General features: G+C 58.4%; 16 protein-coding genes. All 16 read right to left on the reverse strand.

Annotated elements, in window-relative coordinates:
- Positions 1–140 precede the first annotated feature (140 nt).
- The 16 genes from GTO91_RS07100 to GTO91_RS07175 all read right to left on the reverse strand — a co-directional run bounded on the left by GTO91_RS07100 (position 141) and on the right by GTO91_RS07175 (position 15,618).
- Positions 141–953 carry a flagellin N-terminal helical domain-containing protein gene (locus GTO91_RS07100; RefSeq protein WP_161257213.1) on the reverse strand — a complete coding sequence of 271 codons (813 nt, stop codon included), beginning with the start codon at positions 951–953 and terminating at the stop codon, positions 141–143.
- Positions 954–1,233: 280 nt separating this feature from the next.
- The gene (gene csrA / locus GTO91_RS07105) at positions 1,234–1,485 is read right to left on the reverse strand and encodes a carbon storage regulator CsrA (protein WP_161256979.1); all 252 of its coding nucleotides are present in this window, start codon (positions 1,483–1,485) and stop codon (positions 1,234–1,236) included.
- 50 nt (positions 1,486–1,535) lie between these two features.
- Positions 1,536–1,961: a flagellar assembly protein FliW gene (gene fliW, locus GTO91_RS07110; RefSeq protein ID WP_161256982.1), complete on the reverse strand. Its 426-nt coding sequence runs from the start codon at positions 1,959–1,961 to the stop codon at positions 1,536–1,538.
- 58 nt (positions 1,962–2,019) lie between these two features.
- A complete protein-coding gene (locus GTO91_RS07115) occupies positions 2,020–2,592 on the reverse strand; it encodes a DUF6470 family protein (RefSeq protein ID WP_161256985.1) in 573 nt (190 codons plus the stop codon).
- A 19-nt stretch (positions 2,593–2,611) separates the two neighbouring features.
- Complete coding sequence (gene flgL, locus GTO91_RS07120; protein ID WP_161256987.1) at positions 2,612–3,505, reverse strand: flagellar hook-associated protein FlgL; 894 nt, start codon at positions 3,503–3,505, stop codon at positions 2,612–2,614.
- Positions 3,506–3,569: 64 nt separating this feature from the next.
- Positions 3,570–5,774: a flagellar hook-associated protein FlgK gene (flgK, locus tag GTO91_RS17740; protein WP_170294139.1), complete on the reverse strand. Its 2,205-nt coding sequence runs from the start codon at positions 5,772–5,774 to the stop codon at positions 3,570–3,572.
- A gap of 69 nt (positions 5,775–5,843) precedes the next feature.
- A complete protein-coding gene (locus tag GTO91_RS07130; RefSeq protein ID WP_161256990.1) occupies positions 5,844–6,386 on the reverse strand; it encodes a flagellar protein FlgN in 543 nt (180 codons plus the stop codon).
- A gap of 17 nt (positions 6,387–6,403) precedes the next feature.
- Positions 6,404–6,712: a flagellar biosynthesis anti-sigma factor FlgM gene (gene flgM, locus GTO91_RS07135; RefSeq protein ID WP_161256993.1), complete on the reverse strand. Its 309-nt coding sequence runs from the start codon at positions 6,710–6,712 to the stop codon at positions 6,404–6,406.
- A gap of 158 nt (positions 6,713–6,870) precedes the next feature.
- Positions 6,871–7,296, reverse strand: a complete 426-nt coding sequence (locus GTO91_RS07140) for a TIGR03826 family flagellar region protein (protein WP_161256996.1) — start codon at positions 7,294–7,296, stop codon at positions 6,871–6,873.
- Positions 7,297–7,376: 80 nt separating this feature from the next.
- Complete coding sequence (locus GTO91_RS07145) at positions 7,377–8,240, reverse strand: ComF family protein (protein ID WP_161256999.1); 864 nt, start codon at positions 8,238–8,240, stop codon at positions 7,377–7,379.
- Positions 8,241–10,475 carry a DEAD/DEAH box helicase gene (locus tag GTO91_RS07150; RefSeq protein WP_161257002.1) on the reverse strand — a complete coding sequence of 745 codons (2,235 nt, stop codon included), beginning with the start codon at positions 10,473–10,475 and terminating at the stop codon, positions 8,241–8,243.
- A 185-nt stretch (positions 10,476–10,660) separates the two neighbouring features.
- Positions 10,661–11,308: a response regulator gene (locus GTO91_RS07155; RefSeq protein WP_161257005.1), complete on the reverse strand. Its 648-nt coding sequence runs from the start codon at positions 11,306–11,308 to the stop codon at positions 10,661–10,663.
- A gap of 9 nt (positions 11,309–11,317) precedes the next feature.
- Entirely contained in the window at positions 11,318–12,466 is a 1,149-nt protein-coding gene (locus tag GTO91_RS07160) for a sensor histidine kinase (RefSeq protein WP_328793744.1), read from the reverse strand.
- A gap of 288 nt (positions 12,467–12,754) precedes the next feature.
- Complete coding sequence (locus GTO91_RS07165; protein ID WP_161257009.1) at positions 12,755–14,182, reverse strand: phosphoglucomutase/phosphomannomutase family protein; 1,428 nt, start codon at positions 14,180–14,182, stop codon at positions 12,755–12,757.
- Positions 14,183–14,233: 51 nt separating this feature from the next.
- Entirely contained in the window at positions 14,234–14,419 is a 186-nt protein-coding gene (locus GTO91_RS07170) for a hypothetical protein (protein ID WP_161257012.1), read from the reverse strand.
- Positions 14,420–14,703: 284 nt separating this feature from the next.
- Entirely contained in the window at positions 14,704–15,618 is a 915-nt protein-coding gene (locus GTO91_RS07175) for an NAD-dependent epimerase/dehydratase family protein (RefSeq protein ID WP_328793750.1), read from the reverse strand.
- Positions 15,619–15,639 lie beyond the last annotated feature (21 nt).

Raw genomic sequence — 15,639 nt, forward strand, 5'->3', positions numbered from 1 at the left:
AATCTCGCGATTACTAAATATTTCATTTCTTGATATTCAAAAAAAGCCTGCCGGCGAGCCGGCAGGCTTTTTCTACGTTACAGGTTCTGTTTTCCTCACGGTTCCGTTTTCCTTGCGGTTCTATTTCCCTTGGGTTTCGATTACCGCAGGAGGGAGAGCACGCCTTGCGGTTTCTGGTTGGCTTGCGCCAGCATGGAGGTGCCCGCTTGGCTGAGGATCTGGCTGCGGGTGAAGCTGGACATCTCTTTCGCCATGTCGACGTCACGGACCCGGGATTCAGCGGCTTGCAGGTTCTCACCGGCGACGTTCAGGTTGGCGATGGTGTGCTCGAGGCGGTTTTGCCAGGCGCCCAGTTTGGAACGCATGGTAGAGACGGTGGCGATAGCGTCGTTGACCGAGGAGATGGCGCTCTGGGCGCCCGTGGTGCTGCTGACGCTGATGCTATCGACCTTGAGCTTGGCAGAGGACACGCCGGTGATGCTGATGGAGATCGTCTGGCCGCTGTTGGCGCCGATGAGGAATGTCTTGTTGTTGAAACCGCCGCTCAGCAGCTTTTGGGTGTTGAACTCGGTCGTGTTGGAGATCCGGTTCAGTTCGCTCTGCAACTCATTGATCTCTGTTTTGATGGCCTGCCGGTCGGCGGTGACGTTGGTATCGTTCGAAGCCTGGACGGAAAGCTCCCGCATCCGCTGCAGGATGGCATGGGTCTCGTTCAGCGCGCCTTCCGCCGTCTGAAGCAGGGAGATGGCGTCCTGGGAGTTGCGAACCGCCTGGTTGAGGCCGTTGATCTGGCCGCGCATCTTTTCCGAGATGGCCAGACCGGCGGCATCGTCACCAGCGCGATTGATCCGGAGACCCGAGGAGAGGCGTTCCAGGGACTTGCTCATGGAAAAGTCGGTGACACCGAGTTGCCGTTGTGCGTTCATCGCACTGATGTTGTGGTTGATGATCATCTTGCATTCCTCCGTGAGTGTTTTTTGGCCTTCCATGGCCTCCGCTCGGCAGAGCGGCTACATTGTTATTATCGTATCGGCCTGCGAATGGTCAAGGGCGGCCATCGGCGGAATAAGACGATCATATCCCTACTGCGACGTCTTTCTCTTTTTTTCGCCAATAAGATGCTTAACCTTAAAAATTTAGGCTAGATTAAATTGAATGCAACAAAATAAAAGGACCGTTGTGTAACGGCCCTCGAATGCGCGAAGGTGATCCTGTCTTCGCATATGTCTATGGTTATTTTCCTTCCGCTTTCCCGGACACAGCGAGACCGCCGACGAGGCGAGCCAAAGCATCGGTGTTCCCGGCGATGGCGGCGGAACGGTTGGCTTCTTCAATCGCCTCCAGCACTTCCTTGCGCAGGATGCGCACATCTTTGGGCGCCCGGATGCCAATCTTGACCTGCTCCCCACGAACTTCGAGGACTACGACCTCCACGTCGTTCCCGATCAGCAAGGTTTCCCCGGATTTGCGCGTAAGCACCAGCATATCTCTTCTCCCCGTTTCTCAAACCGTCTCAGGCTTCCCCAAGCTTGCCCCTATGAAGCCTCCAGTCGGTGGCGGGTCGAGTAATGATCGTTGTCGAGGATCACCTGTCTGGCCAGGCCTTTACCCCGGTTGATGACGAGAGGCGCCTTTAAATTAACAGTGATGTCCTTGGGCTCGTCAGCCAAGGTAAATATGACGAGGGCGAGGGCTTCCTCGGGATGATCGATGGCCAACTCCTGCTGATCCACCGATGCCAGTTTGACCTCATAATCAGGGAAAAAGGCGAAGGGATCGCCCGTGAAAAACTCCAGTTCGGGGTTGTCCAGGCTCCGCAGAAAAAAGAAGGGCCCCTTTTCCTCATAGGGGATCAGGATAAAGCGCTTTTCTTTTTCAAATCCCGGCAGCCCCTTCTCAAAGCGGATGACATCTTCGGGATGAAATTCGACGGTTCCAAAGCGGCTTGAATGAACCTGCAACATAAACGCCTCCCAAATCCGCCTCTATACGTCGTCTATTGAACGCCGGTTCCCCTCGTTACGCCTGTAGGGACACTTTCGGCGGCGGCGGAATCACTTTCACATACCCTTTTTGCACCACTTCAGTGATCACCCGGCTGGGTTGGTATTCTCCCTGCACCCGCCCGGGCGTGAGACGAAAATGGACATCGCCAGGGACAAACTGTGTCTGCAGTCGCCCCGGCTGATAATGGAACTGGGGTCGGGCGCCGGGCATACTGGCGATGTTGACATCCGGCGCGCCAGGGAAAGCGTTCTCCCAGGCAATGTCAGGTATGGGGTCATTTTTATTTTCGATGGCGCCGATGCGATCGCCTTCTCCAGCCTTGCGAGCGATATACTCGTAGCTCTGCTGCATCGCCTTGGCGGCAAAGTCCTCTTCCAGCGCGTTGCTGGTGCGGAATCCAACGCTCGCCCGCGCTGCCGTCTGGTCGATCTGCACCCTTGGCGGGGTGCGGCTGATCTCGACGCGGGGATTCGTATGCTCGGCATCCAATTTGGCCCAGCTATTGGTCAGTTCAAAACGACGCGGTTGGGTATGGGACTGAATGCGGGTAAACTGCTGGTCGATCTGGATCCTTGGCACATTCATCCCGTCACCCTCCTCTCACCTACTTGAGAAAGTCCACAAGGCTCGGCTGAAGGATGCGCGCCCCTGTCGACAGCGCCGAACGGAACACGCTTTCCTGAGTCTTAAAGTCGGTGATCACCTGGGCAATATCGGCGTCTTCCACCTTGGCCAGCGTTTCGGTCATCGTCAGTTTGAAACTCTCCAGGCGGTTGCCGGTGAATTCGATCCGGTTCTGGCGGGCGCCGATGGAAGCCTGTTCTTCAAGCACCTTGTCGGCCAGCTTCTCCAGATCGCCGAGTCGGTTGACCTGCACCCCTGTCTTCAAGGTATTGGCCACCGATTTCAAAAAGTTGAGGACACCTTGGTCCGACGGGGTCGGACCGCTGTCGGCGAAAATGCGTTGTCCAATCGAGTTGACGGTCACCGTAGCCTTCGCGTCGATCTCCAGGGCAATTTCACCGTCATTGCCGTTCCATACATAGCTTGCCCCGCTCAATACAGCCGGCGGATTCCCGGTGTTGGTTCCGCCGAAGATGTAGCGTCCGCCGACGGTGGTGTTGGAGATTTTGCTGACATGGTCTGCCAGTTGATCCACTTCCTCGGCAATGGCTTTCCGAGACTCCGGCGTCGCCGTGTCTGTGTCAGCTTGCTCCATTAACGTACGGACCCGATGAAGGACGTTGGTCACTTCCGTCAGCGCCGTATCGGTGTTGTCTAGCCAGATCCCGGCTTCCGTGGCGTTGTCGAGGTACTTCTCCACCTGCAGCACTGCGCTCCGGTAAGTCATCGTCTGCACAGAACCGACAGGATCATCCTGGGGCAAACGGTTCTTCTTCCCCGATGTCAGCTGATACTGCGATTTTTCCATGTCTCCCATGATATTGTTCAGGTTTCGCATAAACCCGCTGCTCATCATATACTGGGTGATCCGCACCGCCGTTTCCTCCTTCGGCGTCAATATCTCATTACAGGTAACTCACTCGATTCTATCCAATCCGTTAACGGCCGACCATGCCCATCCGGTTGATGATCGTGTCGATCATCTCATCGACTGCGTTGACCATGCGGGCAGCGGCGTTGTAGGCCTGCTGAAAACGGATCATGTTCGTCATCTCTTCGTCAAGGGAGACGCTGGTGACCGAATCACGCTGGCCCATCACCGTATCGGTCAGCATGGTCTGATTCTTGTACATCCGCTCGGCCTGCTGGCCCGAGACGCCGAGATCGCCCGACACGGTCCGATAGTAATCATCACAGGTTGACGGCTGCGGGAAGGAGCCGAACTTCTGGTACTTTAGCTGAGCGATCTCCCGCGAGTTGTCGGAGTTGCCCTCATAGGGGACGCTGGGCCGCGGCGGCGACGGTTGGTCCCTTTCCGGCCTTGCTGCCGCCACTTTCGCCGAGTTGTCGAGGAGCGGGTTGACGATCATGTGTTCCATGTCCACCGGATCAAAGAGGTTGGAAGCATTGGCATGATAGGCGACAGCGTCAACAAAAAAGCGGATGCCGCTTGGTTCGAGGATCTTGTTCGGGCTGTTCTGGATCGCTTCGAGTGAAACGCCTTCCATGTGCTTTTTGTTTAACTCGCTAGCGAAGACCATCGCCAGTTTGTTCAGTTTCCGCCGGATGTCGGCGATTTGGCCTTCGCGTTTCGAGATATTCACGTGTACGTCCTCGCCGCTGCCAGCCGTAACATTCAGAACAAGGCCGTTGTCCAACGTGATTTGGTTGCCGTCTACTTTTGTAATCGCCACCTGCTTGGTCACACCGCCGCCCTGGTCCAGCTTCACCGTGCTCGTCGGAGGGGGGCCCGGGTCGGTGATGATCACATTGGAACCGCCTGTACATGTTTGATCAGACACCATGTTGGGCACAGGGGCGTCATCGAACTTCTGAACTCGAAAGGTGTTGTTTCCTGCTTTCACAGCTGTCAGATCGATGTTTCCGGGCACGAGTGTGGAGGCTTGCGCCGTTAACCCCGAATGACTGGTAAGCGCATTAAAATTGGTGATCGCTTCGTTCAGCATATCGGCGGCTGTTTTGATCCCATCGTTGGAGAACGTAAATTGACAGACAGAACCGTCAATGCCGGTGATTTTGTACGTTTCGCTGTGGCCGGCTGCGGGCGGCGTAAAAGACAGGGAGGCGCTGTTTTTCACGGCAGCCGTTCCGACATGAACCTTATAGGTGCCGACGACCGTCTCGGCAGTCACATCGACAACCTGCATTTTATTGGGAGCCGGTTGACTGGTGAGGGGATCGATGACCTGGGCCTGCCAGTCAAAATTGGTCGTGCCGAAGAGGGAACTGTACCCCGCAGGAACGAGGGCGCCCCGTGCCTCCAGGATCCCCCGCAGTTCACCGCTGCTGGGCAAAGCGACCATGCCCGTGTTCCACTTCAGTTCATAAAGACCCTTGCCGTTGGCGTCGGTGCGGTCCTCCACCACCAGCTTATTGGTAGAGCCTCCGGAGACCAGTGTGCCATTGCCGGCGCCCACGCTGACCATGCCTGACCTATCCTCGGAAACGGTGATGTCGATGAGGGAGGAGAGCTTGTCGAGGAGAAGGTCCCGCTTGTCCCGCAGATCGTTGGCCTTTTCGCCGGAGACCTCAATGGCCTGAATCTGGTTGTTCAAGCGAGCGATCTGATCGCCATAGGAGTTGATCGTCTGCACCGTCGACAGCAGTTTGTCGTTCATATCCGTTTCCAACTGGCGGATCTGGCGGCTGATATGAGCGAAGGTCTCCGCAACGGCTTTACCGCGCTCGACGACGACGCCGCGCGCCGCCGGTTGTTCGGGATGGGCCGTCAGGTCTTCCCACCCTTCCCAGAACTGGTCCATCACCTGGGCCAGACCGGTGTTCGATTCCTCACTCAATATCGACTGGATTTTTTCCAGCACGTCTGATTGAATGCTCCAATAGCCGAGGGCGCGGTTTTCGTTGCGGTATTGGAGATCGAGAAAGCTGTCGCGGTAGCGCTTGATCTGATCGACATTCACACCGGTCCCGATCTGCCCGGTATAGCTGGAGCGCTGCATGGAGGGTTGAAACAGCGACGGTGTGGTGCCGAGCACGACCGTCTGCCGGGAGTACCCTTCCGTATTCACGTTGGCGACGTTATGGCCGGTTACGTCTAGGCCGGCCTTGTTGGCCATGATGCCCCGACGGGCAATCTCAAGGCCAAAAAAAGTGGACGGCATGGCGATCCTCCCATCGCAATCGGCAACGCGGCGCTGTCCTGCAAGGGGCGCCTGCGATGTCGAAAGTTTTTAGATCTTACGGTTGATCAAGGAACGTGTGACAGCGCCGCCGTCCCCTTGCGGTCCATAAGCGGGCGCCGGCGCCTCGGTGGCGCGCCGGAGCATGTTGTAGTAGGTATCGTAAAAGTGCAACGATTTTTCGATCAATTCCTTGTTGCGCCGGTTTTGCAGTTCCAACGCCTGGACCGTGTCGTTGATCTCGTCCCGCAGGCGGACCAGCAACGCCTGCGCCTGAGGCGGCATCCGCTCAAACAGGTCGGAGAGACGGCCATCACCAGGAATGCCCAAGCGGTCGCGCAATTCTGTGGTCACCCGCTGCCGTTGCTTTTCCACCTGTCCCGACTGCACGATCAGGGTGTTCTCGGCGTCGGTGATCTTTTGTATCTCCGCGATGTCTGCCTTCACAAGCGATTGTTCTTTCTTCTGGGCCAGCGTGTTCAGCCCCTTCAGCAACCGGAGGTGCAATTCCAACAGTTGTATCAATTGCTCAAAAAGGCCCTCTTGGGTGTCCATCCCCGCGACACCCAAGGGGACCTGCTGGTTCGAAGGCATACTTCCTCACCTTTTTCTTATTCCAGGTCCGTCTGGTCAGCCAAACTGCGACCCAGCATTTTTTCGGCGATCTGTTCCCCCGTCACATGGTAGGTACCGGAACGCACCGCCTCCCCGAGCGCGGCGATCCGTTCGGCCCGCACCTCCGGCGCTTCCCGCACCGCTTTCAAGCTCGCCTGCAAGAGGCGGGCCTCATCGGAGACGTTCAGGGAATCCTGGCGCATGCCTTGCGCCGTCCCTGCTTCCTGCACATTCTTTGCCTTGTCGACCCGTTTCGCCCCATAGACCTGGAGCGCATGTTGGATCTGGTTCGATGAGATGATCATCGCTACCACCCCCGCCATCTATCGGAAGCCTGTTGCTTCTAAGCGTTACTCACTTTCTAGTATCGTTGCCCCGGCGTGAAAACTTTAGCGCCTGACCGGCGATAAATATCAAAGGATAAAAAGAACAAAAAACCGGCGCAACACCGGTTTTCTCAACGCTATAGTTTATCCTTCATATCGGCGGTGAACATCTTGTCCTTTGGCCGGCTTTTCTTATCTCTATCCATGATAGCGGAGGACGGTTTGAGTGAGCCGGCTGCCTTCTGCAATTCCTTCGTCAGGGCGCCCTGGCATGATGAGCACAATTTCCCGCTGTCGATGGGCGCGTCACAACGCTCACAGCGCAGGCTGGGGCCGCGCAGATCGGACGATTCGATCCGTCCCTCTTTGATAAACTGGAGGACCGTATCCTCATCCACCTCAGTAGCAGTGACGACTTCAAGCAACGTCGACCCTGGGTGATCGCGGAGGAATGCCCTTACTCGTTCGTACTTTTCCTCATCTTCGCGGATACAAACCGGACAGATCCGACGGCCTTGGGGGACGAAGATCCGGTTGCAACGCGGACAGTTCTTCACGTTCATTTGTGTCACCCGCTCTCGACTTTTTTCCATTATATCTGAAAACAGTGAGGAGCGACAATAGGGGGCTCTCGGAAATAGGCTTACAGACCCATGCCGGCAGCAGCAGTGAGCACATACATCCGCGTGACACCGGCTTGCCGGAGCGCTTGGGCGGCCTCCTGCACAGTAGCGCCTGTGGTGTAGACATCATCGACGATAATCACCGGCGACGCCGAACCCAGCCTGGAAGAAAGCCCCGGCCTCCCGGAGGGACTCGGCCTCGTGAAAGGGCTCGGTCTCGGGGTAGGGCTCGATCTTGGGGTAGAACTCAGTCCTCCAATGCTTTCTTCCTTGACATAAAACTGTCCCTGCAGGTTGCGCAGCCGTTCCTGTCGGCCCAGATGCGCCTGGGCAGCCCTGTCTTCCCGCCGGGCCAGCATGTCGAAGACGGGAAAACCGGCCGCCTCCGATACGGCTTCCGCCAGTAGGAATGCCTGGTTAAAGTTTCGCCGGTAAAGCTTTTCCGGATGCAACGGGATCGGTGTCAACACAGCGCCTCGCAAGTCCCCCCATGGGTTGCGCCATGATCCTCCGGGAATTTGCGCCCACATCCGTTCCGCCATCAAACGGCCCAAGGGGCGGGCAACGCCGCGGAAGCCTTGGTACTTCAGGTCGTGGATGCATTGCCGCAACAATCCTTCATAGGGTCCGATGCTCCAGGCCATCAGAAAGCAGGGTTCCCGCAGGCGGCAGTCGGCACAACGCCCCTCCTCCTGAACATACTTTCCGCAACGGTTGCACCGGGCGAGACGGGCCCGGCTGCCCTCCATCGTTGCCAGGCAGCGCCGGCAGATCCCGCTTCTGCCGGCGCCCCCGCTCGTGAGCCGGCAGAGGGGGCATTCGGGCGCAGCCGGAAAAAGCGTGTCCAGACATAACAAGTCTCTGATACTGAAGGATGCGCCCATTCAGTTCGCCTCCCGGGCTTGCCCGTCAGGGCGCAGGAAACCCTCCCGCCGGGCCTGTTCATTCATCCAATGGATGGTGTCCACAGCCTCCTGCATGGCCGCAGTGACCCGTGTGCCCATGAACCAGACCTCCCCATAGGGTCGTTCCGTCGAACGTCCGGCGCGACCGGCCATCTGCACCAGCGTCCGCTCATCATAGACCCGCTCGTTCTCAGCGAACAAGACGACCACATTCGCCCGGGGAACGGTAATACCGCGCTCCATGATCGAGGTGGTGACGAAAAGGGGAAACAACTGGCGGCTAAAGCGTTGCCGCTTTGCCTCCCGTTCCGGATCGCGGGAATGGCTGTATTCCACCCAGGTCCCCTTAAAATCATTAAAGGGCGGCATACGGGTGGCCGCTTTCAACGATTCGCCGACCTGCTGGGCCAAAAAGACAGAGGGTACGAAGAGAAAGACCTGGGCGAACTCTCCCTCGACAGAGCGGTGTAGGAAGCGCAACAGTTCTTCAGGAAAGATCATCCGCTCCCGCTCCCAGCGCCACTCCTTTTCCAGGACGATCTTCGGCGTCGGCAACGGATACCCGTGATGCCGGGCAGGGATGGTCACCAGGGCCAACCGTTTTTCCTGGACTGCCTGCTTCATATCCTTTTCCGGCGTGGCCGTCATGAAGATGCTCCGCCCGTTGCGCTTTCGTGCTCGACCGACGGCGTGGTAGAGCATGGCGCTTCCCTGATAGGGGAATGCATCGGCCTCGTCGAGCACGACCAGATCGAAAGCGCGGTAAAAACGGATGGCCTGGTGGGTGGTCGCCACCACCAGGCGGCTGTCGCCAAACTTCGCCGGGCTTCCTCCGTATAGGCTGAGGACGCGGTTCCCGGGAAAGGCCTGCTGGATTCTCGGGGCTAGTTCGAGCACCACGTCCTTGCGCGGGACGGCAAAGAGTACCCGCCCTCCCCGCCGCAGCACCTGGCTGATGGCGGCGAAGGAGACCTCTGTCTTCCCGGCGCCGCAGGCCGCCCAGACGAGGGCGCTACGCGCAGAGAGGCGCTCATCGTCAGCGCCGCCGGAAGCAGCGGAACGGCCGGGGTGCCGATCGGCGCCGGAGTCGCTGGTTGTCATCCAATCGATGAGACGCTGGCTGGCCTTTTCTTGCATGCGGTTTAAGGGAAAGGTCAGTTGCGGGCCGGCCGGCGCTTCACCCCCTCGCGCATCCCTTGCTCGACTGCCTTCAGGGGAAAAGTCAATCTGCGCCTCCTGAACATACCCGTTGCCGCCCACGGCGCCGGTCAACCAGGGCAACAGTTCCCGCTCCCAGCGTCGTTGCCAACCTTCATCACCGGACAGTCCGTAGAGGGGGCGGCAGAGCCTGGCTTCACCCATGGGCAGGCATTCCTCACAGTAATAGCATTGTTCCCGGCCGCAGCGAACACAGCGGCTGGCAGAAATGCGGTTGCCTTGGCCGCAGCGGACGCAACAGGCATCGTCAGGGCCGTTCAGAAGGATCGATGGGTAGATCTCGACAACACCGGCCAGCGCCAGGATCTGCAGGACATCCTCGAGTTGCCCCATGGGAAAACTCCTGCCGGTTCCTGTTTCCCTTTCCATGATCGCTTTTTCCAGTTCTGCCGTGAACAACAGCCGCCCTTCCAGGCATTCGGCCACAAGACGGATATCTTCCAACCGGTAGCCTGTCCCTGCCTCCCCGGCCGGTCGGAAGACATGGAGGGGAAAGCCCGAAGCGAGCAGCGGGGAATAACCGAAACGTTTCAGGAGGTGTACGGCTTGACTCGACAACCGGGTGAGTTCCCGATCACCCGCCACGGACGGCGCTGTTGCCTTGTTGTGCCTGTTCCAGGGCCACCAGCGCCCCCAGGGGTCCTGACCGGAGCGTGAGTCCCCGCTTTTCCCCAGATCCGCCGTCTCTTTCACCCCCTCGGCTTCGGGAGCGGGCAACAAGCCCCAACCGAGCCTGCGACTGAACCGTCGCCATAGACCGGAGATGGCAAGCGGAACGGAATGCGAGGCGTCAGCGGCGCCGTCACGGGTCACTGTCCGTAGCTCCTGGAGGATGTAGAGGGCGATTCCAATGGGCAGGCTGGGCGTGAGGGAAATCAGCGCCTCAAGCCCTTCTGTGCCCAATATGGTCAAATCAAGGGCAGGATCGTGGGTAAAACCAAGCCAACTCTGCGCTGGTCCCCGCGCCAGGTAGACATACCCCTTCAAGCAGACCATCGGTCGCACCCCTCGAAAAACCATTTATTACAATCATTTCAATTCGTTGTTAAAATCAGGTTTCCTGCTTTTTTCGTCAAAAAGAAAACCTCCCGGCGCAAAAGCGACGGAAGGTTTTCACCGAAAACCAGCGTGCTGACATCTTGCCTTGGAGGCGCCTTTGGGAGGTTCGGCAGCATAAAAGCCTACAGTTTGACCAGGCGGTGCTTGATCGCATACAGCGCGGCTTGGGTCCGGTCCTTTACCTGGAGCTTGCGAAATATATTCGTAATATGGTTCTTCACCGTTTTCTCGCTGATAAAGAGCGCGCCAGCAATGGTCGCGTTGGTCGCCCCTTGCGCGATCAATCGGAGCACCTCTTTTTCCCGTTCCGTCAGTTCATCGGCAGGATGACCGGCGCCATTGGGACCGAAACGCCCCTTTCCCAGCGCTTTTTGCACGATGGCCGGATTAAGCACGGAGCCGCCGCGGGCCACTGTAACAATGGCGCCGTACAGCGTTTCTGGGCTTACATCCTTGAGCAGGTAACCATCGACGCCGGCTTCAATCAGCGTGATGATCTGGTCTTCTTCTTCGTGGGCCGTCAAGATGATGATTCCCGTCTGCGGCCGTTCCCGCTTTACGACGCGCGTTGCTTCGACGCCGTCAACACCGGGCATATGGATGTCCATCAGGATCACATCGGGCTTTACGCGCCGCGCCAGATTGATCGCCCCTTGCCCGTCGCCTGCTTCATCTAATACCTGAAATTGGGGATCAAGCTCCAGTATCTTGCGCAAACCCTGGCGCAACAGCGTGTGATCATCGGCCAGGATGACCCGGATCGGCTCCATTATCAGGACTCACTCCCCGTCATTTTCCGACTGCAGCGGTATCCGAAACTTGATCTGTGTTCCCTGACCGGGGCGGCTGACGATCTCCCATTCACCGTCCAATAATTCGGCCCGTTCCCGCATGCCGCAAAGACCGAAGCGATCACCGGGGCGGTCCAGCATCGCCACGGCGTCAAAGCCCGCCCCATCATCGCGAACAATGGCGGAAACCGCCTGGGGCGCCATCTCGAAAGCAACATAGGCTTTGTTCGCGCCGGCATGTTTCCAGACATTCTGCAAGGCCTCCTGGATTACGCGGAAAATCGCCACCTCATAAGCGCGCTCCAGCCGCCGGGCTTTGCCCAAAAAGCGCGTTTCCACAGGCAATCCTGTCCGTTCGGAAAAGTCGGCGGCGTACCGCCGGATCGCTTCCATCAACCCCTGGTCATCAAGGCCGTGCGGACGCAGGTCATAGAGGATTTTCCGCAATTCTTTCAAGCTGTCACGGAGCATGCCCTTCAAATCTTGCAATTCCTTGCGCACCCGGTCCGGATCGGACTGCAAAAGGCGTTCACAGAGTTCCACTTGCAAGACCAGACCGTTCATCCCCTGCGCCGGGCCGTCGTGGATCTCCCGGGCCAGGCGGAGGCGTTCCCGGTCCTGGGCCATGATGATGCGCAAGGCCGCCTGCTGACGCACTTGGGCCTCCTCCATCTTCATGTGCAGGTCCTTCAGGTTGCCGCCGATAAACTCCAGCACGACGCCAACCTGATTCATCAATTGCTCCGCCCGCTGCACCATCCCTTCCAGGTGCCGCAATCGTCGCTCCAGTTCATCGCGCTTTGCCCGCAGTTGGCCTTCCCGTTCCCGCATGACCGCTAGGTTCACCTGGATGTCGCGGGCCTGTTCATAAGCCAACCGGATGTCTTCTTCCTTGTACCGTTCCAGTTCCCGGCTCACTTCCACGAGGCGCAAACGCGCCTGCCGCTCCTTCAGGGTCAGCACATCTACTTGGGCGATGACGGCGCGCGCCGCCTCCCGCACTTCCAGCAGGTCTTTTTGCACACGACCGCACTCTGTCCGGGCATCCTCGGCGATGGCGAATATCTGTTCCTTCGCGCTTTCTATCGATTCTATCGTCTGTCGGATGATTTTATCTAAAACGTTGGCCTCGGGCACGGCAGCCCCTCCAATCCTTCTTTCAAACCGGCATCGAGAAGTGGTTCGCCGGGGCGCCGTCATCGGCCGACCACCTCTATCGAATGATCTGTTATCGGTATGATCTGTCAAGTGATAGGGTTCGACAGTTTCCTCCTTTTCTCCTGCCTCACTTTTGACCAAAGGCAGGAAGGAGCCCGCTGACGCAGACTCCTTCCTCTCAGAATGCTCTATTTCCTTGTAACAGAAGCGCCGATGGCGGGCCGCTTCCTGCGATCACGGCGGGTACAGGCGATGCCTTCTACGACCTTACAGTTGCAGATCTCTTTTTACCTGTTCCTGAATCCCCTTCATTTGCGCCTCACTGTTAGCTTCTACGTAGAGGCGGAAGAGCGGTTCCGTGCCGGAGGCGCGCACCAGGGCGTAGGCGCCGTCGACCAACTGCAACTTCACCCCGTCGATGGTCAAGCGTTTGGTCACATCGACGCCGCCCAAAGCGGCCGGCGCATATTCATTCAGGCGGGTCAGTATCCCTGCTTTGGCCTCGGGAAGGGTATGGAGGTCAAGCCGCTGGGAGACTAGACGCCCATATTCTCGGTCAATTTCTGCGAGCAGTTCTGTCAATGGGCGTCCGGCGACGGCGCGAACCTCCGCCATCAAGGCGCAGGCCAGAACGCCGTCTTTTTCGGGCATGTGGCCACGAACCGACAGGCCGCCCGATTCCTCGCCGCCGAGCAGGGTCTCCCGCTCCCGAAGCGACTGGCCGATGTACTTGAAACCGACGGGAGTCTCCTCGACGGCAAAGCCGTGGCGGGCGGCAATGCGATCAAGCATATGTGTCGTCGCGACCGTCCGGGCCACCGGGCCGGCCAGCCTGCGATGCGTCAGGAGGTGGTGGTAGAGCAGCACGAGCACCTGATTGGCCGAGATGAAGCTCCCATCGGCGTCAATCACTCCGAAACGGTCGGCGTCGCCGTCTAAGGCCAGACCGAGCTGGGCGCCCGATTCGACCACCCTGCGCCGCAATTCAGTCAGCACTGCCGCCGAGGGCTCGGGGAGGCTGCCGCCGAAGAGAGGATCCCGTGTGTGATGGATGACCTCATAGCCGAGGCCACAGCGCTCCATCACCGCTTCCAGATAGCCGATGCCGGCTCCCCACATGGGGTCGATGACGATCTTCAGCCCAGCCGCACTGATCGCTTTCAGGTCCACGATCGCCGCCAGTTGATCCAGATAGGGCGCTTGGGGCGCAATCTCCCGGACGAGCCCCTGCTCCCTGGCCCGCTCTAGGCGAATCTTTTTAATCTCTTCGCGCCCTTCCGCCAGCGCCAACTGGCGCACCCGTCCCTCAATCCGGTCGGTGATGTCCGGCAAGGCCGGTCCGGCATACTCGGGGATGAACTTGATGCCGTTGTACTCGGGCGGGTTGTGACTGGCCGTCAGCATGATCGCTCCGGCGGCGCGGTTGTGGGTGATGGCAAAAGCGGTGACCGGTGTGGGCAGGGCAGCCGGAGGAAGCAAAACCGGGATCCCGTTGCCGGTCAGCACCTCTGCGGCCAGCAGGGCAAACTTGTCAGAGAGAAAGCGATTGTCATAGCCGATGACGACGCCACGGTCAGCGATACCGGCGCCTTTCACGTAATCAGCGATCGCTTGTACGACGATTTCCACATTCCCGAAAGTGAACTCTTCGGCCATGATGGCTCGCCAGCCATCCGTCCCAAACTTTATCGCCATTCGTCGACACCCTTTCATCCGGTTATTTGGAAGAAAGCGGTCCAGCAGGCTTTATCCAGCTTTCTCCTTTGAAACTGCTTCCTCTTGTGTGATGCAACAGAGATGGGTTATCGGCCGAATCACCAGGCGGCCCTCCTGATCGATATGGAAACGGACCAAGCCCCCTTGTGGAAAGGCTTCCCGAACATCACGCGGAATAGACAACTCACCTTGCTTGGAAAGGAATGTCAACTCCATGCTACTACCCCTCCGATCGACGTCTCGCTTTCGCCAACTATGTACCGGCTGGCGGAGTAAGCATAGCATGACCGGAAAAAGCCTGTCCCTAAAAATAAGTCGAAGACTACTGCTGTTCATGCCGCCTTTTTGTCTAAACATGTCGACTCACAGAACCCGCGAATCCACCTCCTCGCTGCGTCCGGACTGGCCCACCAAAAAAGAAAACCGGCGACTTCCGGAGGCAGGGCTGTTTTGCCAAACTCCATGATGTCACCGGCGATCACGCCGAAATCGCTATTCAATTACCGGGTCCATCGGGCGACCGTCTGGGCCAATCCTTGCCGCAGCGGTGTTTTTGGTCTCCAGCCCACAGCATCCTCGATCCGGCTGCTGTCCAGATAGCTATGCAGGATGTCTCCCGCCCGTGCAGGCGCGACTTGGGCCGACAGGTCCGCTCCGACCAGTTCCCGAATCTGTTTAAACAGCGCCTTGACACTGGTTGCCTGTCCGGTGCTGACGTTGTACACGCTGTGATCCAACTGTTCTATTTTCGCATCCAGGACCATCAGCATCGCGTCGACCACATCGTCCACATACACAAAGTCACGCGTTTGCTCCCCATCGCCGTAGATCATCGGGGCATGCCCCCGTAAGAGCCGCTCCGTAAAGATCGCCACCACGCCGCCCTCACCGGCGGCATCCTGGCGGGGTCCGTAGACATTGGCGAAACGAAGGGCGACTCCGACAATCCCGTATAGTTCACGGTAGAGTTGCAGATAATGTTCGGGCGTATGCTTACTGATCCCATAAGCGTTGGCCGGCGCCAGCGGGTGGTCTTCGTCCACGGGGAGTCGCACCGGATCGCCGTAAACGGCTGCCGATGAAGCAACGATTACCCGCTTGACCCCGCTTTGGCGGCAGGCTTCCAGCAGGTTGATCGTCCCTAGGATGTTCGTTCTCGCGTCATCCAGCGGCTTCCGCAGGGACACCTGCACATCAACCTGAGCGGCCAGATGGATGATCGCCTCAGGGGCTTCCCTGGCGATGACCTCTCTGATCTCATCACCGGCCACATCTAAATGAAAAAAGGCAGCTTTCTCCGGGATATTCTCTCGCTTTCCCGTTGAAAGGTTATCGATAACCAGAACCTCGTCACCCCGGGCGATGCATCGTTCGACCACATGGGATCCGATGAAACCGGCGCCTCCGGTGACCATCAACTTCAACGGCGATACCGC

Source organism: Heliomicrobium undosum (assembly GCF_009877425.1).
GTDB classification, from domain to species: domain Bacteria; phylum Bacillota; class Desulfitobacteriia; order Heliobacteriales; family Heliobacteriaceae; genus Heliomicrobium; species Heliomicrobium undosum.